This window comes from Caulobacter sp. GW821-FHT10E02 (assembly GCF_059415225.1).
The window spans coordinates 1,110,499-1,133,094 of sequence record NZ_JBWKMV010000002.1 but is presented as its reverse complement, the minus strand read 5'-3'; the positions used below and the strand labels follow the sequence as shown (position 1 = coordinate 1,133,094).

General features: G+C 69.0%; 20 protein-coding genes. 8 read left to right on the top strand and 12 right to left on the bottom strand.

What is annotated here, in order from left to right; translation table 11 throughout:
* Window positions 1-651: 651 nt before the first annotated feature.
* From AC07NI_RS15210 to sdhC, 6 genes are all read right to left on the bottom strand, one after another.
* Complete coding sequence (locus AC07NI_RS15210; protein WP_494620486.1) at window positions 652-972, bottom strand: 2Fe-2S iron-sulfur cluster-binding protein; 321 nt, start codon at window positions 970-972, stop codon at window positions 652-654.
* Window positions 973-1,014: 42 nt separating this feature from the next.
* Complete coding sequence (locus tag AC07NI_RS15205) at window positions 1,015-2,253, bottom strand: NAD(P)/FAD-dependent oxidoreductase (protein ID WP_494620484.1); 1,239 nt, start codon at window positions 2,251-2,253, stop codon at window positions 1,015-1,017.
* Window positions 2,254-2,381: 128 nt separating this feature from the next.
* Window positions 2,382-3,164, bottom strand: coding sequence for a succinate dehydrogenase iron-sulfur subunit (locus AC07NI_RS15200; protein ID WP_494620482.1), 783 nt, complete (start codon window positions 3,162-3,164; stop codon window positions 2,382-2,384).
* 7 nt (window positions 3,165-3,171) lie between these two features.
* The gene (gene sdhA / locus AC07NI_RS15195; RefSeq protein WP_494620480.1) at window positions 3,172-4,959 is read right to left on the bottom strand and encodes a succinate dehydrogenase flavoprotein subunit; all 1,788 of its coding nucleotides are present in this window, start codon (window positions 4,957-4,959) and stop codon (window positions 3,172-3,174) included.
* On the bottom strand, window positions 4,959-5,414 hold the full coding sequence (gene sdhD / locus AC07NI_RS15190) for a succinate dehydrogenase, hydrophobic membrane anchor protein (protein WP_494620557.1): 456 nt from the start codon (window positions 5,412-5,414) through the stop codon (window positions 4,959-4,961). Before sdhD ends, sdhA begins: the two co-directional genes overlap by 1 nt.
* On the bottom strand, window positions 5,381-5,788 hold the full coding sequence (gene sdhC, locus AC07NI_RS15185; RefSeq protein WP_494620478.1) for a succinate dehydrogenase, cytochrome b556 subunit: 408 nt from the start codon (window positions 5,786-5,788) through the stop codon (window positions 5,381-5,383). The genes sdhD and sdhC overlap by 34 nt, the downstream gene beginning before the upstream one ends.
* 183 nt (window positions 5,789-5,971) lie before the next feature.
* Here sdhC and AC07NI_RS15180 point away from each other — a divergent pair, with 183 nt between their 5' ends.
* Window positions 5,972-7,414: a sensor histidine kinase gene (locus AC07NI_RS15180; protein ID WP_494620476.1), complete on the top strand. Its 1,443-nt coding sequence runs from the start codon at window positions 5,972-5,974 to the stop codon at window positions 7,412-7,414.
* On the opposite strand, the gene AC07NI_RS15175 is transcribed toward AC07NI_RS15180, so the two are convergent.
* Window positions 7,411-7,992: a GDP-mannose pyrophosphatase gene (locus AC07NI_RS15175; RefSeq protein WP_494620474.1), complete on the bottom strand. Its 582-nt coding sequence runs from the start codon at window positions 7,990-7,992 to the stop codon at window positions 7,411-7,413. The genes AC07NI_RS15180 and AC07NI_RS15175 overlap by 4 nt on opposite strands.
* Before the next feature lie 9 nt (window positions 7,993-8,001).
* Window positions 8,002-9,120 (bottom strand): cell division protein ZapE, encoded by a 1,119-nt coding sequence (zapE, locus tag AC07NI_RS15170; protein WP_494620472.1) that lies wholly within the window; start codon window positions 9,118-9,120, stop codon window positions 8,002-8,004.
* Window positions 9,121-9,216: 96 nt separating this feature from the next.
* Between zapE and AC07NI_RS15165 the strand changes: the two genes are divergently transcribed.
* The 7 genes from AC07NI_RS15165 to trxA all read left to right on the top strand — a co-directional run bounded on the left by AC07NI_RS15165 (window position 9,217) and on the right by trxA (window position 19,235).
* A complete protein-coding gene (locus AC07NI_RS15165; RefSeq protein ID WP_494620470.1) occupies window positions 9,217-10,092 on the top strand; it encodes a GNAT family N-acetyltransferase in 876 nt (291 codons plus the stop codon).
* Window positions 10,089-10,535, top strand: a complete 447-nt coding sequence (tsaE, locus tag AC07NI_RS15160; protein ID WP_494620468.1) for a tRNA (adenosine(37)-N6)-threonylcarbamoyltransferase complex ATPase subunit type 1 TsaE — start codon at window positions 10,089-10,091, stop codon at window positions 10,533-10,535. Before AC07NI_RS15165 ends, tsaE begins: the two co-directional genes overlap by 4 nt.
* Window positions 10,525-11,613 carry an N-acetylmuramate/N-acetylglucosamine kinase AmgK gene (amgK, locus tag AC07NI_RS15155; protein WP_494620466.1) on the top strand — a complete coding sequence of 363 codons (1,089 nt, stop codon included), beginning with the start codon at window positions 10,525-10,527 and terminating at the stop codon, window positions 11,611-11,613. Before tsaE ends, amgK begins: the two co-directional genes overlap by 11 nt.
* Window positions 11,610-12,332, top strand: a complete 723-nt coding sequence (gene murU, locus AC07NI_RS15150; protein ID WP_494620464.1) for an N-acetylmuramate alpha-1-phosphate uridylyltransferase MurU — start codon at window positions 11,610-11,612, stop codon at window positions 12,330-12,332. The genes amgK and murU overlap by 4 nt, the downstream gene beginning before the upstream one ends.
* Complete coding sequence (addB, locus tag AC07NI_RS15145) at window positions 12,329-15,316, top strand: double-strand break repair protein AddB (protein WP_494620462.1); 2,988 nt, start codon at window positions 12,329-12,331, stop codon at window positions 15,314-15,316. Before murU ends, addB begins: the two co-directional genes overlap by 4 nt.
* Window positions 15,313-18,783, top strand: coding sequence for a double-strand break repair helicase AddA (addA, locus tag AC07NI_RS15140; protein ID WP_494620460.1), 3,471 nt, complete (start codon window positions 15,313-15,315; stop codon window positions 18,781-18,783). Before addB ends, addA begins: the two co-directional genes overlap by 4 nt.
* Before the next feature lie 119 nt (window positions 18,784-18,902).
* On the top strand, window positions 18,903-19,235 hold the full coding sequence (gene trxA / locus AC07NI_RS15135; protein ID WP_013077346.1) for a thioredoxin: 333 nt from the start codon (window positions 18,903-18,905) through the stop codon (window positions 19,233-19,235).
* A gap of 79 nt (window positions 19,236-19,314) precedes the next feature.
* On the opposite strand, the gene AC07NI_RS15130 is transcribed toward trxA, so the two are convergent.
* The 4 genes from AC07NI_RS15130 to trpA form a co-directional block, all read right to left on the bottom strand.
* The gene (locus AC07NI_RS15130) at window positions 19,315-19,422 is read right to left on the bottom strand and encodes a hypothetical protein (RefSeq protein WP_492083984.1); all 108 of its coding nucleotides are present in this window, start codon (window positions 19,420-19,422) and stop codon (window positions 19,315-19,317) included.
* 85 nt (window positions 19,423-19,507) lie between these two features.
* On the bottom strand, window positions 19,508-20,821 hold the full coding sequence (locus AC07NI_RS15125) for a bifunctional folylpolyglutamate synthase/dihydrofolate synthase (RefSeq protein ID WP_494620457.1): 1,314 nt from the start codon (window positions 20,819-20,821) through the stop codon (window positions 19,508-19,510).
* Between the two features lie 8 nt (window positions 20,822-20,829).
* Window positions 20,830-21,753, bottom strand: a complete 924-nt coding sequence (locus tag AC07NI_RS15120) for an acetyl-CoA carboxylase carboxyltransferase subunit beta (protein WP_494620455.1) — start codon at window positions 21,751-21,753, stop codon at window positions 20,830-20,832.
* Window positions 21,754-21,765: 12 nt separating this feature from the next.
* The gene (trpA, locus tag AC07NI_RS15115) at window positions 21,766-22,593 is read right to left on the bottom strand and encodes a tryptophan synthase subunit alpha (protein WP_494620453.1); all 828 of its coding nucleotides are present in this window, start codon (window positions 22,591-22,593) and stop codon (window positions 21,766-21,768) included.
* Window positions 22,594-22,596 lie beyond the last annotated feature (3 nt).

The following is a 22,596-nucleotide window of genomic DNA, read 5'->3' as shown; positions in this document are numbered from 1 at the left end:
TTGACCCATCCGCCAACCAACCCGGAGGTCTTCGGCAGAGCCGGCAGCTTCTAAAGAAACCACCAGAACCAGTCAAGTGATCTTTTCAAAGAAAAGAAGAACCAGACTGGAGAGAAACACTTGAAAGCCCCGAAGGAACTTTTCGGTATTTCTCGGAGGGCGCTTCTTAGAGAAGCCACCCAAGTCAGTCAAGCGATTATTTCGAAGAAACTTCAAAACGATTACTTGCCTAACCTTGCATCGCGCCGCTGATTTCTTGCGAAGTCTTGGCGGCGATGCATCGGAGCGGCGCTTCTAAAGAGGAGCCATTCCGAAGTCAACCAACTCTTTTCGGCTTTTTCGAACTCCGGAAACCCGGGGAGCGAAGAGACAAAAGAAGGATCCCAGGGCCACCGTGGCCGCCCTTTGCGGATCCGTCATCGAGTCGATTGGAGCGCGGTTTCTAGCGAAGCGTCTGGACCGATGCAACTCCCTTTCGGGGGCCGCGTCGTCCGGTCGCGATGCCGTTCCGAGCGAGGCGTTGATCTAGTCCCCGTCCCGGCGACTGGCAACCCCCTCGCGACAATATAACGACGCTCTTTTGACGCCGTGACTAATGCCGCGCTCTGGAGCCCGTCCCTTAGAGGCTTGGGCGGACTCCAGCCTCTTGTACTAGTGCTGGCTTTCCGGCAGGCGGACGATCAAGCCGTCCAGCGCGTCGCTCACCTTGATCTGGCACGACAGGCGGCTGTTGGGCTCGACGTTCTCGGCGAAGTCCAGCATCGACTCTTCCATGGCTGACTTGTCGCCAGTCTTGGAGAGCCAGGCGTCATCGACATAGACGTGGCAGGTCGCACAGGCGCACGCGCCGCCGCAGTCGGCGTCGATGCCCGGCACGTTGTTCTTCACGGCGCCTTCCATGACGGTCAGGCCCGGCTTCACGTCGAGGGCGTGTTCCGTGCCGTCGTGTTCGATGTAGGTGATCTTGGCCATCTGTTTCCCGTTACCCCTGGAGGCTTCTCTCTATAGGGCGACCTAAGCCGCCACCTCTTTCATGGACACCGACGGATCGGCGAGCTTGGTCGCATCGACCGGCGTGCGCTTGGCGATCAGCTGCTTGCCGGCCATGAACTCGGGCGGCGCATTGACAGCCTCGACGGCCTGCAGCAGGTCGCCCTTCAGATGGAAGACCGCGAACCTGGCGGCGGCGACGTCGCCGCGCACGATCTGGCGGTCGGCCTCGAACGGCAGGCCGGCGATCTGCAGCTTCAGATCATACTGGTCGGACCAGAACCACGGCACTTCCGGAGAAGGACCCGGCCGGCCGAGGATCGCCGAGGCGGCCTGCTTGGCCTGCTCCAGGGCGTTCGGCACGGATTCGAGGCGGAACTGACGCTCATATAAAGGGAGCGGACGATGGGTGACGTCGCCGATCGCGAAGATCGACGGGTCAGCGGTCCGCGCCTCCAGATCGACGACCACGCCATTGGCGGTCTCGAGACCTGCATCCTTGGCTAGCTCGTCATTGGGCACCGCGCCGACGCCGACCAGGGCGACGTCGCAGGCGACCACACGGCCGTCGGAGAACTTCACGCCGGTGACGTGGCCGTTCTCGCCTTCGAAACCCGCGACCCCGGCGTTCAGCTCGAACGCGACGCCGCGCTTGCCGTGATAGTCCTGGAAGAACAGCGACAGGGTCTCGCAGGCGACGCGGGCCAGCACCCGGCTCTCACGCTCGACGACCATGGCGTGACTGCCCAGAGCGCGGGCAGAGGCCGCCGCTTCCAGGCCGACATAGCCGCCGCCAATCACAGCCAGGCGCTTGTCCGGTCCCAGAGCGTGCTTGAGCAACTCGGCGTCGGCCGCCGTGCGCAGGGCCAGGACGCCGGCCAGGTCGGAACCGGGGATCGGCAGTTCGCGGGCGCGGGCGCCGGTGGCCAGGATGAGGAAGTCGTAGGAAATCGCCTCGCCCGACGCGAGGGTCACCGTCTTCTCCGAGCGGTTGATCCGCTCGGCCACGCCTTCGAGGCGCAGGGAGACATTATTGTCGGCGTACCATTCGGCCGGCTTCAGCGAGAGCGAGTCGGCGTCGGCCTCGCCCTTCAGCCAGGCTTTCGAGAGCGGGGGGCGCTGATAGGGCAGCAGCGGCTCGTCGCCGATCAGGACGATACGGCCCTCGTGACCGTACTGACGCAGGAACGCCGCGGCCGAGCCGCCGGCATGACCCGCGCCGACGATGACGACGCATGCGTTCTGATTGGCTTCAGCGCTCAACGACGCCCTCCCTTTCGTCAAAAATGACGCCGGCGTCACCTATTGGCAAGCGCCTTCGATAGAGGCCGATATAGAACGGGGCGGCCCGTTTCCGAAGCCGCCCCGCGTTTGTCTCTATAGAGAGCCCGTCAGACGACGCGCTCGACCATCATCTTCTTGATCTCGGCGATGGCTTTGGCCGGGTTCAGACCCTTCGGGCAGACTTGGGCGCAGTTCATGATCGTGTGGCAGCGATACAGCTTGAAGGGATCCTCAAGCGCATCGAGGCGGTCGCCGGTCGCTTCGTCGCGGCTGTCGATCAGCCAGCGATAGGCGTGCAGCAGGGCCGCCGGGCCCAGATACTTGTCGCCGTTCCACCAGTAGCTGGGGCACGAGGTCGAGCAGCAGGCGCAGAGGATGCACTCATAGAGACCGTCGAGCTTCGCGCGGTCGTCCGGCGACTGCTTCCACTCGGTCTGCGGCTCGGGCGTATCGGTGTGCAGCCACGGCTCGATCGAGGCGTACTGCGCGTAGAACAGCGTCAGGTCCGGGATCAGGTCCTTGACCACCGGCAGGTGCGGCAGCGGGCTGATCTGGACGGCCTTGCCCGGAACCTCGGCCCAGCCATGCGTGCAGGCCAGGGTGTTGCGGCCGCCGATGTTCATCGAGCACGAGCCGCAGACGCCTTCCCGGCACGACCGGCGGAAGGCCAGGGTCGGGTCGATGTTGTTCTTGATATAGAGCAGGGCGTCCAGGACCATCGGGCCGACGGCGTCCATATCGACGTCGTAGGTGTCCCAACGCGGATTGCCGCCCGCTTCCGGATCGTAGCGGTAGATCTTGAAGGTCTTGACCTTCTTGGCGCCCGCGGCGGCCGGCCAGTGCTTGCCCGACTTGACCTGCGAGTTCTTGGGGAGTGCGAGTTCGACCATCGTACCCTCAGTAGACCCGTTGCTTCGGCGGGATGTAGGCGATGTCGTCGGACATCGTGTAGCTGTGCACCGGGCGGTAATCGATCTTCACCGCGCCGGACTCCATGTCGAGCCAGGCTAGGGTGTGCTTCATCCACTCGGCGTCGTCGCGGCTCGAGAAGTCCTCGCGGGCGTGGGCGCCGCGGCTTTCGGTGCGGTTGACCGCGCCGTTCACCGTGACCACCGCCTGGCTGATCAGGTTGTCGAACTCCAGGGTCTCCATCAGGTCGGTGTTCCACACCAGACCCCGATCGTTGACCTTGATGTCGGCCTTCTTCTTCCAGACCTCGGCGAGACGCTGCACGCCGCTGACCAGGCTCTCGCCGGTGCGGAACACCGCGGCGTCCTCCTGCATGGCCTTCTGCATTTCGAGGCGCAGTTCGGCGGTGCCGGTCGAGCCCGAGGCGTTGCGGAACTTGTCGAAGCGGGCGACGTGGCCGTCGGTCCAGGCGTCCTTCAGTTCCGGCTGCTTGGCGCCCGGGGTCAGGACCTCGGCGCAGCGAAGCGCGGCAGCACGACCGAAGACCACCAGGTCGATCAGCGAGTTCGAGCCCAGGCGGTTGGCGCCGTGCACCGACACGCAGGCGGCTTCGCCCACGGCCATCAGGCCCGGGATCACCTGGTCGGGGTTGTCGCCCGACTTGGTGACAACTTCGCCGTGATAGTTCGTCGGGATGCCGCCCATGTTGTAGTGGACGGTCGGCAGCACCGGGATCGGAGCCTTGGTCACGTCGACGCCGGCGAAGACCTTGGCGGTCTCCGAGATGCCCGGCAGGCGCTCGTGCAGAATCTTCGGATCCAGGTGATCCAGGTGCAGGAAGATGTGGTCCTTGTTCGGGCCCACGCCGCGACCTTCGCGGATCTCGATGGTCATCGCGCGGCTGACCATGTCGCGGGGCGCCAGGTCCTTCACCGACGGCGCGTAGCGCTCCATGAAGCGCTCACCTTCCGAGTTGGTCAGGTAGCCGCCTTCGCCGCGCGCGCCTTCAGTAATGAGGCAGCCGGCGCCGTAGATGCCGGTGGGGTGGAACTGCACGAATTCCATGTCCTGCAGCGGCAGGCCGGCGCGCAGCGCCATGGCGTTGCCGTCGCCCGTGCAGGTGTGGGCCGAGGTGGCCGAGAAGTAGGCGCGGCCGTAACCGCCCGTGGCCAGGATCACCGTCTGAGCCTGGAAGCGGTGCAGAGTGCCGTCGTCCAGCTTCCACGCCGTCACGCCGCGACAGACGCCGTCGTCCATGATCAGGTCGAGGGCGAAGTACTCGATGAAGAACTCGGTGTCGTGGGCCAGCGACTGGCCGTACATCGTGTGCAGCATGGCGTGACCCGTACGGTCGGCCGCCGCGCAGGTGCGCTGGATCGGGCCTTCGCCGTAGTTCTTGGTCATGCCGCCGAAGGCGCGCTGATAGATCTTGCCGTCGGCCGTGCGCGAGAAGGGCACGCCCCAGTGCTCGAGCTCATAGACCGCCGCCGGGGCGTTGCGGGTCAGGTACTCGATGGCGTCCTGGTCGCCCAGCCAGTCCGAACCCTTGACGGTGTCGAACATGTGCCAGCGCCAGTCGTCCTGGCCCATATTGCCCAGCGAGGCCGAGATACCGCCTTGCGCGGCCACGGTGTGGCTGCGGGTCGGGAACACCTTGGTGATGCAGGCGGTCTTCAGGCCGGCCTGCGCCGCGCCCAGGGCGGCGCGGAGACCCGAGCCGCCGGCGCCGACGACGACGACGTCGAACTTGTGGTCGATGAACTTGTAGGCCGACATCAATGGGCTCCGGTCACGGTCAGGGCCACCTTCAGGATCGAGAAGATCCCGACGGCGCCGGCGAGCACGCAGACGAACAGGTTGCCGATCACCAGGGCCGACTTGCTCGTGAAGCGCTCGATGTAGTCCTCGATGACCACCTGGACCGCGTTCGACAGGTGGATCAGGGCCGAGATCAGCAGCAGGCCCAGCAGCACGGCGTTCAGGGGCTGGCCGATCCAGGCCGCCACGGTGTGCTGGTCGGCGCCGATCATCTTCAGGGCGGCGAACACGCCCCAGACGCTCAGCGGCGCCAGGGCCAGGCCCGAGACGCGCTCGGTGATGAAGTGCGACACGCCGTGACGCGAGGCGCCCAGGCCGCGGGCCCGTGACAGCGGGGTGCGGAACTGGATCGGCTGGAAGAGATCCTTGTTGCTGCTCATCAGAACGCTCCGTTCGCGCCGGCGATGACCCAGGTGACGATCGTCGCCACGACCGCGAAGGCGATCGCCATGGCGCCGGTCATGTCGGCGATGCGCGGGGCGAAGCCCTTGCCGGCGTCCCAGAAGGTCTGGCGGATGGTGTAGGCGATGTTGAAGAACACGGCAAAGGTCTCGCCCAACAGCACCAACTTGCCGATCGGCGAGCCCAGGATGCTCAGGAAGCCGGCATAGGCCTCGGGACCAGCGGCGACCGCCGCGGCCCAGGCGGCCAGGATCACGGCGCCGACCCACAGGCCGACGATGCAGCCGCGGTGCAGGATCGAGCAGGCCATGGTGATATGCCAACGCCACACTTGAAGGTGCGGTGACATCGGGCGCTCAGGCAGCCCCCGGCTCGTGTCGGTCATAGGAGGTCCAACCTCAGTAGCCTTTGTGCGTTGCGGGATGCTTTTAAGCGCGAGGGCGGGGGTGTCAATTAAACGGGGCCGTGTTGAGAAACGTTCTCAGTCCCGCTCCGGGTAGGTTAAGGAACCCCTAAGGCCAAGGTTGCGTTACGATCGGTCGTTTCAGGGGGAAATGCGTCCAGGGCCATGAAGAGTCCGATCGATTTCAGAGCGGTGTTCGATCGGATATCGACCCCGTACATGATGATGGACCACGACCTGGTCATCGTCGAAATGAACCAGGCCTATCTGGACGTCACCAGCCGCCGCCGCGACGAGCTGCTGGGCCGCTACGTCTTCGACGCCTTCCCGTCCGAGGGCGAGAGCCGCCGGCTGCTGGAAGAGTCGATCCTGCGCACGCGCGACACCGGCCAGACCGACGTGATCGCCATGCTGCACTACGCCATCCCGCGCGCCGGCGCCGAGGGCGGCCTCTATGACAGCTACTGGAGCGCCACCCACACCTATGTGCCTGGGGCGGACGGGCGCGGCTTCGTGTTGCAGAACACCCAGGACATCACCGAGCTGCGCAAGCTGAAGGACAACGCCTTCCGCCCCGAAGCGCCGCCGACCACCGCCATGCTCGGCGACTCGGTGCTCCGCCGCGTCGAGGCCCTGCAGTCGCAGAGCGTCCAGATCCGCCGCCTGTTCATGCGCGCGCCCAGCTTCGTCGCCATCCTGCGCGGGTCCGACCACATCTTCGACTTCGCCAACGAGGCCTATCTGCGCCTGATCGGCCGGCAGGACGTGGTGGGTCGCCCCTTGGCCGAGGCCCTGCCCGAGATCCGCGACCAGGGATTCATCGAGCTGCTTGACGAGGTGCGCCGTTCGAGCGAGCCGTTCATCGGCCGCGAGGTCCCGGTCATGCTGGTCCGCAAGGCCGGCGAGGCGCCCGAGGAGCGCTTCCTCGACTTCATCTACCAGCCGATCGTCGAGGCCGACGGCTCGGTCTCGGGCGTCTTCGTCGAGGGTTCGGACATGACCGACCGGGTCCTGGCCAACCAGCGCCAGCGCCTGCTGCTGGACGAGCTGAACCACCGCGTGAAGAACACCCTGGCCACGGTCCAGGCCATCGCCCAGCAGACCCTACGCGGCGCCAGCACGCCCGAGACCTTCGCCGCCGCGTTCGAGGCGCGGCTGCTGGCCCTGTCCCAGACCCACAACGCCCTGACCGACAGCCAGTGGGCCGGAGCCGGCCTCAAGCAGATCCTGCTCCAGGAGCTTGGCCCCTATGGCGCCGAGCGCATCCGCGTCGACGGGCCGGATGTTCATCTGCCCGCGCGGGTGGCCCTGTCGCTGGGCATGGTGTTCCACGAGCTGGCCACCAACGCCGCCAAGTACGGGGCGCTGTCGACCGGCGCTGGCCGCCTGCTGCTGGACTGGACCCTGTCCGACGCCGGCGACACCCTGAGCTTCGCCTGGCGCGAGCGTGGCGGCCCGGCCGCCCGCCATCCCGAGCGCAAGAGCTTCGGCTCCCGCCTGATCGAGCGCAGCATCACCAGCGAACTGCGCGGGACCATCGAGACGGACTACGGCGAGGAAGGCTTGGTCGTGCGCTTCGAAGTGCCGCTCGCCAGGGACTTCGACTAGCGGAACACCGTCAGGGCCAGGTGCTGCAACAGCATGATGGTCTTGGCGTCGCGGATGCGGCCGTCGGCGATCATGGCCAGGGCCTCGTCGATCGTCGGCTCCAGCACCTCGATGTCCTCACCCTCGTCGGGATGGCCGCCGCCGTCGCCGATCCGCATGGCCGCGTCGTACTCGGCGACGAAGAAGTGCAGGATCTCGGTCACCGAGCCCGGGCTCATGAAGGCCTCGAACACCTTGCGGACTTCACCCAGGCGATAGCCCAGCTCCTCCTCGACCTCGGCGCGGATGCGGACCTCCGGCTCGGCGTCGTCCAGCAGGCCAGCGGCCGCCTCGATCAGCAGGTCGTCATAGCCGTTGACGAAGGCCGGATAGCGGAACTGCTTCACCAGCAGCACCGTCCGGTTTTCCAGGTTGTAGGGCAACAGCGCCGCTCCGTTGCCGCGGTCGTAGTGCTCGCGATGCTGCGTCTGCCACGTCCCGTCGCGCCGCTTCCAGTCGAAGCTCGTCGTCTTCAGGACGTACCAGTTGTCGGAGAGCAGCTTGGTCTCGTGGACCCGGAGGCGATCTTTGACGGTCATCTCTGTCTCCTAGTCCCGAACCCGCGCCACATAATCGGCCGAGCGCATCTCCTGCAGGCGCGACACCGTGCGCTCGAATTCGAAGGCCCCGTCGCCCTCGGGATAGAGCGCTTCCGGCTCGGCGTCGGCCAGGGCCACCAGCTTGGCGTCGGCCTCGTAGAGCGCGTCGATCAGCGTGTTGAAGCGCTTGGCCGCGTCGCGCCGGTCAGGCGTCAGGCGCGGAATGTCTTCCAGGAAGATGGTGTGGAAGCGCTCGGCGATCGCCAGATAGTCCTGCGGGCCCAGAGCCTGCTGGCACAGGCTGGCGAAGGACGAGCGCAGCATGCCGCCGGCGGCGCGCGGCAGACGCATCTTGCGGCCCAGCACCTCCAGCGTCGCGCCGGTCTCGGGCGTTCCATCCAGCATGTCGGTCCACAGCCGCTCGAACTCGGCCTGGTTGGCCTTGTCGTTCGGCGCCAGCCAGGTGCGGGCCGCCCGCAGGCGGTCCAGGCGGAAGTCGACCGGGCCACGGATGGCGACGACGTCCATCGCGTCCTTCAACATGGCGATGAACGGCGTGAAGAGCTGGCGGTTGAGGCCGTCCTTGTAGAGGTCGTCCGGCGGCCGGTTCGAGGTCGCCACCAGGGTGACGCCGCGCGCGAACAGCGCTTCGAACAGCCGCCCCAGGATCATGGCGTCGGCGATGTCGGTGACCTGCAGCTCGTCGAAGCACAGCAGGCGCGCATTCTGGGCGATCAGCTCGGCGGTCGGGACGATCGGATCGTCGCCCTTGTGCTGGCCGAAGCGCGCCTTGCGGGCCGCCGCGTCGCCCTTGCGCCAGGCGTCGATGTCGGCGTGGACCTCGGCCATGAAGGCGTGGAAGTGAATGCGGCGCTTCTTGGCGATCGGGGCGCTGTCGAAGAACAGGTCCATCAGCATGGACTTGCCGCGCCCAACCGGTCCCCAGAGGTAGACACCGCGCTGGCTCTTGGGCTTGCGGCCGAACAGCGAGAAGCCGGGCTCGCCGGCGTTGTCGAGATCGGCTTCCAGCCGGGACAGAGCGTCGACGGCGGCGGCCTGGGCCACGTCGGGCCGGATCTCGCCCTGGGCCAGGCGCTCGCGATAGGCGGTGCGTAGGGATGTCGGCATCGCCAGTGCGGTTAGCGCGTGAGGGCCTTCAATGGAAGCCCGCCCATGCGTCACCTGCCGGCTGACAGCCTCGCCGACGCGGCCTAAGCTCCCGTCATGGTTCATGTTCCGGCCGTCGGGGTGGTCGGGGCGCGAAAGACGCCCGAGCCCCACATCATCGACACCCTGATCGCCGAGCGCGCGCCGCGCCTGACGGGGTCGCCGATCTGGCCGCTCGTCCGGCTGGTCGTCTATCGGATGCTGGACTATCGCAAGGCCCGGCGGATGGCGGAAACGATCTGCCAGCTGGGCGGCCGCGCGGCGCTGGACCATGTCTCCGACTTGCTGGCTCTGAAAGTCGAGGTCTCGGGGCTGGAGAACCTGCCCGCCCGGGGCCGCTGCATCCTGGTGTCCAACCATCCGACCGGCATCGGCGACGGCGTCGCCGTGTACGACGCGATCAAGGCCCGGCGGCCCGACGTCGTCTTCTACGCCAATGCCGACGCCCATCGCGTCTGCCGCCGCTTCGACGAGGTGCTGATCCCGGTCGAGTGGGTCGAGGAAAAGCGCAGCCGCGAGCGGATGCGGGTGACCCTGTCCATGACCCGCGACGCCATGGAGGCCGAGCGCGCCCTGATGATCTTCCCGGCCGGGCGCCTGGCCATGGAGGACAAGGCCGGCGTCCTGACCGACCCGCCCTGGATGGCCTCGGCCGTCTCGCTCGCCCGCAAATACGCCGCGCCGATCGTGCCGATCCACCTGACCGGCCCGCGCTCTAACCTGTTCCACCTGTTCGACAAGCGCTGGAAGGAGATGCGCGACATCACCCTCTTCCACGAGCTGTTGAACAAGAAGGGCCGGCGCTTCTCGCTGATCGTCGGGGCGCCGATCGATCCCGAGGCCTTGCCCGGTGACGCGACAGAAGCCACGGAGGCGCTGAAGCGCTATGTGGAGCGCGCATTGCCCATCGACCCGACGAGCCGCCCGACGTGACAGAACTCTTCCTCGCCGACGAGGCCGCGACCCAGGACCTGGGCCGCAAGCTGGCGGCATCCCTGCGCCCCGGCGACGCCCTGTGCCTGACCGGTCCGCTGGGGGCCGGCAAGTCGACCCTGGCCCGCGCCCTGATCCGCGCCCTGACCACGCCGGACGAGGAGGTGCCCAGCCCGACCTTCACCCTGGTGCAGTTCTACGAGACGGCCGCCTTCCCCCTCGCCCACTTCGACCTCTACCGTCTGTCGGATCCCGACGAGGCCTATGAGATCGGCCTGGACGAGGCCCTGGACAGCGGCGTCGCCCTGATCGAATGGCCCCAGCGGCTCGAAGGGCGTTTGCCCCCGACTCGGCTCGATATAGACATCGCCCTGGATGGCGACGCGCGACGCGCGGTCATCGTGCGGCATGGCGGTTTCGAAGGACGTGATCTTGAGTTCTGAGCGCGAGACGGCGAAGGCCGCGTTCCTTTCGGCCAATGGCTTCGGCGACGTCCGCCGTGAAAGCCTGGGCGGCGACGCCTCGACGCGGGCCTATGAGCGGCTGCATCGTGGGGACGAGAACTTCATCTTCATGGACCAGCCGCCGGCGCTGGAAAGCGTCGTCTGTCCGCCGGGCGCCACGGACGCCGAGCGCCTAGCCTTGGGCTACAACGCCGCCGCGCGCCTGGCCGCTGGATCGGTCGGGGCCTTCGTGGCGACGGCGGACTATCTGCGCCAGCGCGGCCTCTCGGCCCCGCGCATCTTCGCCTATGACGTCGCCCAGGGCCTGGCCGTGCTGGAGGACTTGGGCGATGGCCTCTACGCCACCTTGATCGCCGAGGGCCAGGACGAGCATCCGCTGTACGAAGCCGCTGTAGATCTCCAAGTCGCTCTGCACGCCGAGACGCCACCGGACGTGCTGGCCGTCGATGACGTCCGCTGGCCGCTGCTGACCTACGACACCCTGGCCCTGAAGCACGCCACCGACACCTTCCTGGAATGGTGGCCGCAGTTCGCCGGCATCCCGGCCTTCAGCCCGCAGGCCGTGGCCGAGTGGGACGCGCTATGGGCGCCCGTCTGGGTGCGCGGCGAGGCCGGGGCCAGCGTCTTCACGCACCGCGACTACCACGCCCAGAACCTGCTCTGGCTGCCGGCCCGCGACGGCGTCGCCCGCGTCGGCCTGCTGGACTTCCAGGACGCCCTGCGCGCCCACCCGGCCTGGGACCTGACCCACCTGCTGCAGGACGCCCGCCGCGACGTTTCGCCGGAACTGGAGGCGGCCATGCTCGACCGCTACCTGGCCGCCCGCCCGGGCGTCGACCGCGAAGCCTTCATCGCCGACTACCGGGCGCTCGCCGCCTCGAACGCCGCCCGCATCCTGGGCCGGGTCTTCGCCCGCCAGGCCCTGCTGGGACGCCGCCAGTACGAGGCCTTCATGCCGCGCACCTGGCGCTATCTGGAACGCAATCTGAGCGATCCGGCCATGACCGGCCTCAAGGCCTGGTTCGACCAGTACGTTCCCGCCGAGGCCCGCCGATGAATGCTCCCAAAGTCGCGATGGTGCTGGCCGCCGGCCTCGGCACCCGCATGCGCCCGCTGACCAACGACCGGCCCAAGGCCCTGGTCGAGGTCCACGGCAAGGCGCTGATCGACCACATGCTGGACCGCCTGGCCGCCGCCGGGGTCGAGACCGCCGTGGTCAATGTCCACTATTTCGCCGACCTGGTCGAAGCCCACCTGAAGGCCCGCGAGGCCAAGGGTCTCGGCCCCCGCATCGTCATCTCCGACGAACGCCCCCAGGCCCTGGAGACCGGCGGCGGCATCAAGCACGCCTTGCCGCTGCTGGGTGAAGGCCCCGTGTTCGTGGCCAATATCGACTCCGTCTGGATCGAGCACGGCGGCGCGGCCATCGACGCCGTGGCCGCGGCCTGGAATCCGGAGGCAATGGACGTCTGCCTGATGCTGGCCTCGACCACGCAGTCGCTGGGCTTCCACGACACCGGCGACGTGTTCCTCAATGACGGCGTCGTCCGCTTCAAGAAACCTGGCGAGACCGCGCCGCTGGTTTATGTCGGCGTCCACATCTGCAAGCCGGCGATTACGGCTGACGGGCCGGAGGGGCCGTTCTCGTTGTTGCCGCTGTGGAAGCGGCTGGCGACCGACCACCGCGTCCACGGCGTCGCCCCCGACGGACTCTGGATGCATGTCGGCGACCCCGACGCGAAGCTGGCGGCCGAAGCGAGACTTTCAGAGGGATGACCGGACCGGCCCCCTTCTTCGAGCGTGAGGGGCCGCGCTGGTTCTCGATCCCCGCCCACCGCCCGTTCGTCGACGACCTGGCGCGTGGCCTGCTGAACGCCCTGGAGCCGCTGGGTCCCGAGGCCCTGCCCCGCGCCACCGTCCTGACCCCGACCCGGCGCGGCGCTCGCGCCCTGGCCGACGCCTTCCTCGCCGTCGGCGGCGGGCGCGCTTTGCTGCTGCCGCAGATCCGGCCGCTGGGCGATCTCGACGAGGGCGAGCCGCCGTTCGAGCCGGGCGACCTCGCCCTGGACCTGCCGCCGGCCATCTCCTCGCGCCGTCGCCGGTTCGAGCTGGCGCGGCTGGTCGTCGATCACGGCGACAAGCTGTCGTTCAAGCCCGGCCCGGTCCAGGCGCTGGAACTGGCCAAGGCCCTGTCGGACTTTCTTGACAGCTGCCAGATCGAGGAGGTCCCGTTCGCCGACCGGCTGGACGGCCTGGCCGAAGGCGACCTGGCCCAGCACTGGCAGGTCTCGGCGCGGTTCCTGAAAGGCGTGCTGACCGCCTGGCCCAAGCGCCTGGACGCCCTGGGCCTGATCGACGTCTCCGAGCGCCGGGTGAAGCTGCTGCGCGCCTTGGAGAAGCAGTGGGCCGAGAACCCGCCGACCGAGGTGCTGGTCGCCGCCGGCTCGACCGGTACCGCGCCCGCCACCGCCGACCTGCTGCGCGTCGTCGCCGCCGCCCCGAAGGGCGCCGTGGTCCTGCCGGGCCTCGACGAAGACCTGGCCGACAGCGCCTGGACCCAGATCGAGGGCTCCCAGGGCGAGCAGCATCCGCAGGGCGCGATGAAGCGCCTGCTGGACCGGGCCGGCGTCGACCGCTCGGAGGTCCGCGCCTGGGTCCCCGATGTCGACAGCCGAGGCCGCTGGCGCCGACGGATCGTCAACGAGGCCCTACGCCCGGCCGAGGCCACCGCCGACTGGCTGGCCCAGATCGCCGCCCTGCGCGCCGAGGCTCCCGACCTCGACCCCGTCGCCGAGGGCCTGACCGGCTTCTCGGTCATCGCCGCCCGCGCCGAGGAGGAGGCCGCCGGCGCTTGCGCCCTGCTGCTGCGCGAGGCGCTGGAGGACCCGGAGCGCACCGCCGCCCTCGTCACCCCCGACCAGACCCTGGCCCGCCGGGTCATGACCCGCCTGCAGCGCTGGGGCGTCATCCCCGACAGCTCGGCCGGCGCGCCGCTGGCCGCCGCCGGCTCGGCGATCCTGGCCCTGCACCTGGCGCGACTGGTCGAGGAGCCGCTCAATCCCGTCCGCCTGCTGGCCTTCGCCAAGCATCCGCTGGTGCTGGGCGAGGACGAGGCGCCGGCCGCCGCCATGCTGGAGCGCAAGGGCCTGCGCGGCGCCGCGCCGGGCTCGAAAGAGGTTCTGCGCGCTCGGCTGAAGGATGCGCCCGAAGCCCTGGCCTTGGTCGACCGCGTCCTGGCCGCCATCGACCACGCCGCCAGCCCCTACATCGACAACTTCGCCCCGCCCTGCCGCGCCGCCCAGGCGCTGGTCGAGGCGCTGGAGGGCCTGATCGCGGTCAACCGCCTGTGGGCCGGCGGCGCCGGCGAGAGCCTGGGCGGGCTGATGGCCGCGCTGATCCAGGACGGCGAGCCCCTGCCCGACGCCTCGCCCCAGGCCTTCGCCGACATCCTCGACCGTCTGGTCAACGAGGAGACGGTCCGGGTCGGCGGCGCCACGCACCCTCGCCTCCGCATCCTGGGCGCCATCGAGGCCCGTCTGGTCCGCGCCGACCGCCTGGTGCTGGCGGGACTCGAGGAAGGCGTCTGGCCGCAGGGCGCGCCGATCGATCCGTTCCTGTCGCGGCCGATGCGCCAGCGCTTGGGCCTACCGCCGCCCGAGCGCAAGATCGGCCTGACCGCCCACGACTTCGCCCAGGCCGCCAGCGCGCCGGATGTGGTGCTGGTCCACTGCGAACGGCGCGGCGGCGCGCCGGCCGTCGAGTCGCGCTGGCTGTGGCGACTGAAGACCCTGGCCGCTGGGGCGGGCCTCGCTCTGCCCCGCCGCGACGATGTGCTGGACTGGGTCCGCGCCCTCGACGCGCCCGATCCCTATGCCCCGATCGGCCGCCCGGCCCCAACGCCGCCGGTCGAGGACCGCCCGCGCAAGATGGCCGTAACCCGCGTCGAGGCCCTGACCCGCGATCCCTACGCCGTCTGGGCCCGCGACATCCTCAAGCTCTATCCGCTGGAGCGTCCCGACGAGCCGGTCGAGGCACGGGCGCGAGGCACGGCGATCCACGCCGCCTTCGAGAAGTTCGCCGAGACCTACCCCGACGCCGTGCCGCTCGAAGCCGCCGGCGTGTTCGAGGCCTTCTATATCGAGGCCCTGATCACGGCCGGCATGCCGCCCACGGCCCTGACCCGGGAAAAGGCCCTGGCCCGCGAAGCCGCCCTGTGGGTCGCCGACTGGGAACGCTCGCGCCGGACCACGGCCCGCAAGGTCGTCGTCGAGGCCGCCGGCGAGCTCCAGCTCAGCATCAACGGCCGCCCCTTCACGTTGACGGCCAAGGCCGACCGCCTGGAGCCGACCGCCGACGGGACCGCCCACATCCTCGACTACAAGACCGGCGCCGCGCCGTCGCAGAAGCAAGTCGACACCGGCTTTTCGCCGCAGCTGACCCTGACGGCGGCGATCCTGATGCACGGCGGCTTCCCGGACCTGGGCAAGCCGACGCCCGGCGACCTGACCTATGTCCGCGTCACCGGCCGCAAGCCGGCGGGCGAAGAGCAAGTCCGCGCCCTGGCCGGCGAGGAAAGCAGCGCCGCCGCCAACAAGGCCCTGGAAGGCCTCTCGACCCTGATCGCCCGCTATGATGACCCAGACGAGCCCTACCGCTCGCGGGTCGCGCCGCAGTTCGTCAAGGAGCACCCCGGCGACTACGCCCACCTGGCGCGGGTGTTCGAATGGTCGACCAGCGGCGATGACGGGGACGGCGAATGAGCGCTTACGATCCCCAGCGCGTCGCCGCCGATCCGACGATCTCGGCCTTCGTCACCGCCAATGCCGGCTCGGGCAAGACCAAGACCCTGATCGACCGGGTCGCGCGCCTGCTGCTGGCCGGGGTCGAACCGCAGGCGATCCTGTGCGTCACCTATACCAAGGCCGCCGCCGCCGAGATGCAGCGCCGCCTGTTCGAGCGCCTGGGCAAGTGGTCGGTGACCAGCGACGCCGACCTGCGGGTCGAACTGGTCAAGCTGGTGGGCGAAGCGGAAGCGATCTACGACGCCAAGGGCCTTTCCAACGCCCGCGCCCTGTTCGCCAAGGCGCTGGAGACGCCGGGCGGCCTGAAGATCCAGACCATCCACGCCTTCTGCGAAAAGCTGCTGCGGCGCTTTCCCCTGGAGGCCGGCGTGTCGCCCGGCTTCACGGTGATGGACGACCAGGCCGGCGCCGCCATCGCCCGCGCCGCCCGCCGCGCCACGGCCAAGTGGGTCGATACGCACGAGGACGCCTACGCCGAAGCCTATGCCCGCTTCTCCGTGGCGCTCGACTTCCAGAGCTTCGAAAACATGTTCGCGGGCTTCGAGGCGCGGCGCGGTCAGATCATGGCCTATGTCACCAAGTGCGGCGGGCTGCAGGAAGCGGTCGCCGACGCCTGGACGCGCTGTGGCTTCGACGCGCCGAGCTCGGCCGCTGACCTCGCGGCCCAGGCCATGGCGCGGCTCGACCTCGGCGCGTGGCGCGCGGCGGCCACGGTGCTGTTCGACGGCGGCGGCAAGGCTGACGCCAAATATGCCGAGGCCCTCGCCGCCGTGGCCCGCGATCCGGATGCGACGCTGGATCTCGCCCTCCGCGCCCTGTTCACCGAAGGCGGCGAAGGCACGCCGGCGACCTGGCCGGGCAAGACCTCGGGCTTGAAGAGCCGCGAGGACCTGCGCGAGGCGCTGGTGCTGGACCAGGCCAAGCTGGAGGCCGCCCGCGAGCGGGTCCGGGCCGCCAAGGTGGCCGAGGATACCGAGGGCGCCCTGCGGCTGGCGGTGCTGTACGTGACCTCGCACCGGATCGAGAAGGACGCCCGCGGCGCGCTCGACTTCACCGACCTGATCGACAAGACCCGCGTGCTGCTGACCGAGAAGGTCGAGGCCGCCTGGGTGCTCTACAAGCTGGATGGCGGCATCGACCACATCCTGCTGGACGAGGCCCAGGATACCGCGCCCGAACAGTGGGCGATTCTTAGCGCCCTGACGGCCGACTTCTTTGCTGGCGCGACCTCAGAAGGCTGGAGCGGTCGACGCGCCGAGCGAACCCTCTTCATCGTGGGCGACGAAAAGCAGTCGATCTACTCGTTCCAGGGCGCTGATCCGACGCGGCTTCTGGAGGAGACGCAGGGCTACATCGCTCGCATCGAAGCCGTCCGCCCTGGCGGCGGCCAGAGCGTTCCCCTGACCACCTCCTATCGCTCCACCCGAGAGGTGTTGAGCTTCGTCGATGCGCTCCTGTCCGATCCGGAAACCCATGCGGCTGTTCCACCGCCAACGGGGATGGACCTGGTCCATCATGAACTGTTCCGCCATGGCCATCCGGGCTGCGTCGATCTGTGGCCCCTGACACGCGAGCTGCCCGGTGAGGAGCGCGAGGCCTGGGAGGCGCCGGTCGACGCCGAGGGCGAGCGCAGCGCCAACCGCCGCCTGGCCGAGGCCATCGCCGCCGAGACGAAGACGATCCTGGAGCGCGGCGACGCTGTCTTCGACAAGGAGATCGGCCGCCATCGCGCCGCCCACGCCGGCGACATCCTCGTCCTGGTCCGCCGCCGCAAGGTGCTGTTCGAGGAGATCATCCGGGCCCTGAAGCGGCGCGGCGTGCCGGTGGCGGGGGCCGATCGCCTCTCGCTGTCCAGCCACATCGCCTTCGAGGACCTGCTGGCCCTGGGGCGGTTCATCCTGTTCCCAGATGACGACCTGACCCTGGCCGCGCTGCTGAAGTCGCCGTTCTGCGGCCTGACCGACGAGGACGTCTACGCCCTGGCCAAGGGCCGCCGCGCCACGCTGTGGATGGAGTTGCGTCGCCAAGCCGAGGAGCAGCCCGCGTGGGCCACCGCGCGCACCGTGCTGGACTGGGCGCTCACCGAGGGTCGCAAGCGTCAGCCGTTCGAGTTCTTCGCCGGCTGGCTGGGCCTGACCGACGCCGCCGGCCGCTCGCACCGCGCCAAGGTGCTGACCCGCCTGGGCGCGGAAGCCGAGGAAGCGCTCGACGAATTCCTGGCCCAGGTCATGGAAGCCGAGCAGCGGGGCGTCCGCGACCTTGAGGCCCTGGTCGCCGACTTCGCCGCGCTCGACATCGTGGTCAAGCGCGAGATGGAAGGCGCCCGACGCGAGGTGCGGGTCATGACCGCCCACGGCTCCAAGGGCCTGGAGGCGCCGATCGTCTTCCTGCCCGAAACCACCGTGAAGCGCGGGGCCGGCGGCTCGCCGCTGCTGGTCACCGAGGACGGCGGCCTGCTGTGGGCCACCAGCGGCAAGGGCGACTGCGACGCCTCGGCCAAGGCCCGACGCTTACGCGAAGACAAGGAAAGCCAGGAGGCCCTGCGCCTGCTGTACGTGGCCCTGACCCGGGCCCGGGACCGGCTGATCCTGTGCGGCCGCATCGACGCCCGCACCAAGGATGACAAGGTCGGCGGCTGGTACGCCGCCGCCCGCGCCGCCTTCGCCCATGCCGACATCCAGCCCGAGGTACGGCTGATCGGCGACGAGGAGACCGGCTTCCTGCGCTACGGCCCCGATCCGGTGGCCGCGCCGGGTGTCGAAGAATATGTCCGCGTTCCGGCGACCGCGCCGGCCTGGATCAAGGCCGAGGCTCCGCCGGAGCCGGCCGCCGCTCGCTACGCCGCACCATCACGGATCGAGGACAATGCCCGGGTCCCGGCCCCCTCGCCGCTGGCTCGCGTCTCGGGCCTGGGCCGCTATCGGCGAGGCGAGATCGTCCACAAGCTGCTGCAGCTGCTGCCCGACGTCGCGCCGGAGCAGCGGGCCATCGCCGCCGGCCGCCTGCTGGCCGCCGAGCGCGACCTGACCGGCGAGCAGCGCGAGGAAATGGCCGCCGCCGCGTTCGGTGTGCTGGACGATGCGCGCTTTTCCGCCGTGTTCGGCCCTGGCTCTCGCGCCGAGGTCGCCCTGGCCGGGACCAGCGCCCATCTGCCGAAAGGCCTGGCCGTCTCGGGCCGCGTGGATCGGCTGGTGGTCGACGAGGGTCGGGTGCTGGTCGTCGATTACAAGACCAATCGTCCCTCGCCCGACCAGATCGAGGACGCCGATCCGGCCTATCTGGCCCAGATGGCGGTCTATGCCGCCGTGCTGCGCGAGGTGTTCCCCGGAAGGACAGTCGAAGCCGCTTTGGTGTGGACGGACGGCCCCAAACTGATGCCGGTTCCAGAAAAGGTGATGGCCCAGGCGCTGGCGCGACTGACCTGATCCCGTTGCCGGACGGCCCATGTCGCCCTACATCTTCCGCAAGCGTCCGGAACGAATCCGGGCACATTGACCTTATCGCGTCCTCCGCGTCGCCGCGTGACGCCAGACTGGAGCAAGCCATGAGCACCGTTGTGGTGACCGACGCCACCTTCGAATCCGACGTCCTGAAGGCCAGCAAGCCCGTGCTGGTCGACTTCTGGGCCGAATGGTGCGGTCCGTGTAAGCAGATCGCCCCGGCGCTGGAGCAGATCTCGGAAGAACTGGCCGACGTCGTCACCGTCGCCAAGGTCAATATCGAGGACAGCCCGACGACCCCGTCGCGCTACGGCGTCCGCGGCATCCCGACCATGATGCTGTTCCGCGATGGCCAAATGACCTCGATGAAGGTCGGCGCCATGCCCAAGCAGAAGATCCTGGAATGGCTGAACGAAGCCGGCGTCCAACCGGCCTAAGCAGCTCTTACAGCTGAATTGAAGACGCCCGCTCCGGTTTCCGGGGCGGGCGTTTTTGCGTTCAAGCCCCTACGGGCCGTCACTTCTTTCCCGTGACGATGAACGGCGAGACCGAGACCGGCGGAGCCTTCTTCTCGGCCTTCGGTTTGCGGACTTCTTTGTTGGACTTCTTCTGACCCTTGGCCATCGGCGGTTCCTGCCAGGGCGAACGCGCCCGCCGAGGTGTCCGGCCGGCCGAGCCGCCCTATCGGCGTGGGACCAGCCTTACGCGCTTAGACGGGCCAAGTCTCTGGGCTCATCGCCAGCACCTCGCCGGCCAGGTAGAGCGAACCGCAGATCAGGACGTGCGGCACGGGGTCCATGGCCAAGGCTTTGTCGAGGGCGGCTTCGACGCTGTCGCAGGCCGAGGCGCGCAAGCCGGCCAGTTCGGCGGCGGCGGCCGTGTCGGCGGCGCTGGCGGCGGCGTGGCCTTCGAAGGTGACGGTGAAGACCTTGGCCGCCACGCCCCGGAAGGCGCCGAAGAAGCCGGTGGCGTCCTTGTTGGCCAGCAAGCCCGCGATCAGCGCCACCGGCCGGCCGTCGCGGGCGGCCAGATCGGCGACGGCGCGGGAGACGGCGCGGCCGGCGTGCGGGTTGTGGCCGCCGTCCAGCCAAAGATCGGCCCCGGCCGCCTTGGCGCGCTCGGCTAGCGGGCCGGCGGTCAGGCGCTGGAAGCGGGCCGGCCAGACGGTGGAAGCGATCCCGCGCCCCATGGCCGCCTCGTCGATGCGCGGATCGGCCAGGGTCAGCAAGGCGGCGACGGCGAGGCCGGCATTGGCGAACTGGTGGTCACCGGGCAGCGAGGGCGCGGGCAGGTCCAGCAGGCGGTCTTCCATCTGCACCAGCAGCCGGCCGCGCTCGTTCCAGGCGTCGAAGTCTCGGCCCATCAGGGTCAGCGGAACGCCGGCCCGTTCGGCGGCGGCCTCGATCACGGTCTCGGCGTCTTCCTGCTGGCGCGCCGAGACGGCGGGCGCGCCCCGCTTGATGATCCCGGCCTTCTCGACCGCGATCTTGCCGAGGGTGTCGCCGAGGAACTCGCGGTGATCGATGTCGACCGGGGCGATGACGCTGACCTTGGGCGTGACGACATTGGTGGCGTCCAGGATCCCGCCCAGCCCGACCTCGACGATGCAGAGATCAGCCGGGACCTCGGCGAAGGCGACGAAGGCGGCGGCCGTGGTGATCTCGAAGAAGGTGATCGGCAAGCCGGCGTTTGCCGCCTCGACGCGGTCCAGCACATCGGCCAGGTGATCATCTGTAATCAGTGTCCCGGCCAGGCGGATGCGCTCGGCGAAGCGGACCAGGTGCGGTGAGGTGAAGACGTGAACCTTCAAGCCCGCCGCCTCGGCCATGCTCCGCAGATAAGCGACCGTCGAGCCCTTGCCGTTGGTGCCGGCCACGTGGATCACCGGCGGCAGGCGGTCCTGCGGATCGCCCAAGGCGGCGCACAGCCGCTTCATCCGGTCCAGCGACAGGTCGATCAGCTTGGGATGCAGCGCCTGGAGCCGCGCGAGGGCGGCGTCGTGGGCGCGGAGGTGGTCGGTCAAGCCCGAGCTCAGGCGGCTTTGCGGTTGCGGCCCATCATCAGGGTACCCAGCACCGAGCCCAGCACCTCGGGGAGTTCCTTGCGGTGCGTGACGCGATCGACCATGCCCTTTTCCACGAGGTATTCCGACCGCTGGAAGCCCGGCGGCAGGGTCTCGCGAATGGTCTGCTCGATGACGCGCGGACCGGCAAAGCCGATCAGGGCGCCCGGCTCGGCCAAGTGGATGTCGCCGAGCATGGCGTAGGAGGCGGTGACGCCGCCGGTGGTCGGGTCGGTGAGGACCACGACGTACGGCAGGGCCGCGTCCTTCAGCTCGTTGATGGCCAGGGTCGTGCGGGCCATCTGCATCAGCGACAGCGCGCCTTCCTGCATGCGGGCGCCGCCGGCGGCGGTGAAGGCGATCAGCGGCACTTCACGGGCCACGGCGGCCTGGGCGGCGGCGATGAAGCCCTCGCCCGCGGCCATGCCCAACGAACCGCCCATGAAGGCGAAGTCCTGGACCAGCACCACGGCGTCGACGCCAGCGACCTTGCCATAGCCGATGGCCATGGCGTCCGGCTCGCCGGTGGCCTTGCGGGCCGCGATCAGGCGATCCTTGTAGGGCTTGCCGTCCGAGAACTTCAGCGGGTCTTCCGGCACGGCCGGGGTCGGCAGGGCCTCGTACTGGCCGTCGTCGAAGGTGAACTTGAAGCGGGCTTCCGGCCCGATCCGCATGTGACGACCGGCCGGCGTGACCCACAGGGCCGCCTCCAGGTCGGAGCGGAAGATCATCTCGCCCGTGTCGGGGCACTTAACCCAGAGGTTCTCGGGCGTCTCGCGCTTGGCGAACGCGCCGCGCACGCCCGGTGCGATCCGCGACAGCCAGCCGCCTCGGCGGTCCGTCGCCACTTTCTTATCGCCCTTTTTCGGGTCCTGGGGTTCAGCCATAGCCATAGCCTTAGAGCCTCACTTCGTCCCGACTCGCGCCGAACGCACAGCCTTAGCCAGCTCCGACGCCTTGAGAAGAACCTTCTCGGTCACGTTTTCGTTCAACTTGGCCGCCGACTCAATCTCGTCGACGAGCACAGAGCCCACGACGGCGGCGTCGGCCACACGGGCCACCTCGGCGGCGCGTTCCGGCGTGCGGATGCCGAAGCCGACCGCGACCGGCAGGCCCGAGGCCTTGCGGATGCGCTCGACCGCCGGGGCCACCGCGTCGGCATTGGCTTCCTTCACCCCGGTCACACCCGCGACCGAGACGTAATAGACGAAGCCCGAGGTGCGGCGGATCACGGCCGGCAGGCGCTTGTCGTCGGTGGTCGGCGAGGCCAGGCGGATCAAAGCGAGGCCTTCAGCCTCCAGCGCGTCCGACAGCGGATCGGCCTCTTCCGGCGGGCAATCGACGACGATCAGGCCGTCGACGCCGGCTTCGTTGGCTTGCTTGGCGAAGGTCTCGAAGCCGCGATTCACCAGCGGATTGAGATAGCCCATCAGGATGATCGGCGTGTCCTGGTCGCCTTCACGGAACGATCGGACAATGTCCAGCGTGCCGTTCAGCGTCATCTTCTGGGCCAGGGCGCGCTGGCTGGCGCGCTGAATGGTCGGGCCCTCGGCCATCGGGTCCGAGAACGGGAAGCCCAGCTCGATCAGGTCGGCGCCCGCGCCCGGCAGGCCCTTGACGATCTCGAGCGCGGTCGCCGCGTCCGGATCGCCGGCCATGACGTAAGCCACGAAAGCGGCGCGGCCCTCGGCCTTCAGCGCCGCGAAGCGACGGTCGATACGGTCCTTGGTCATGCG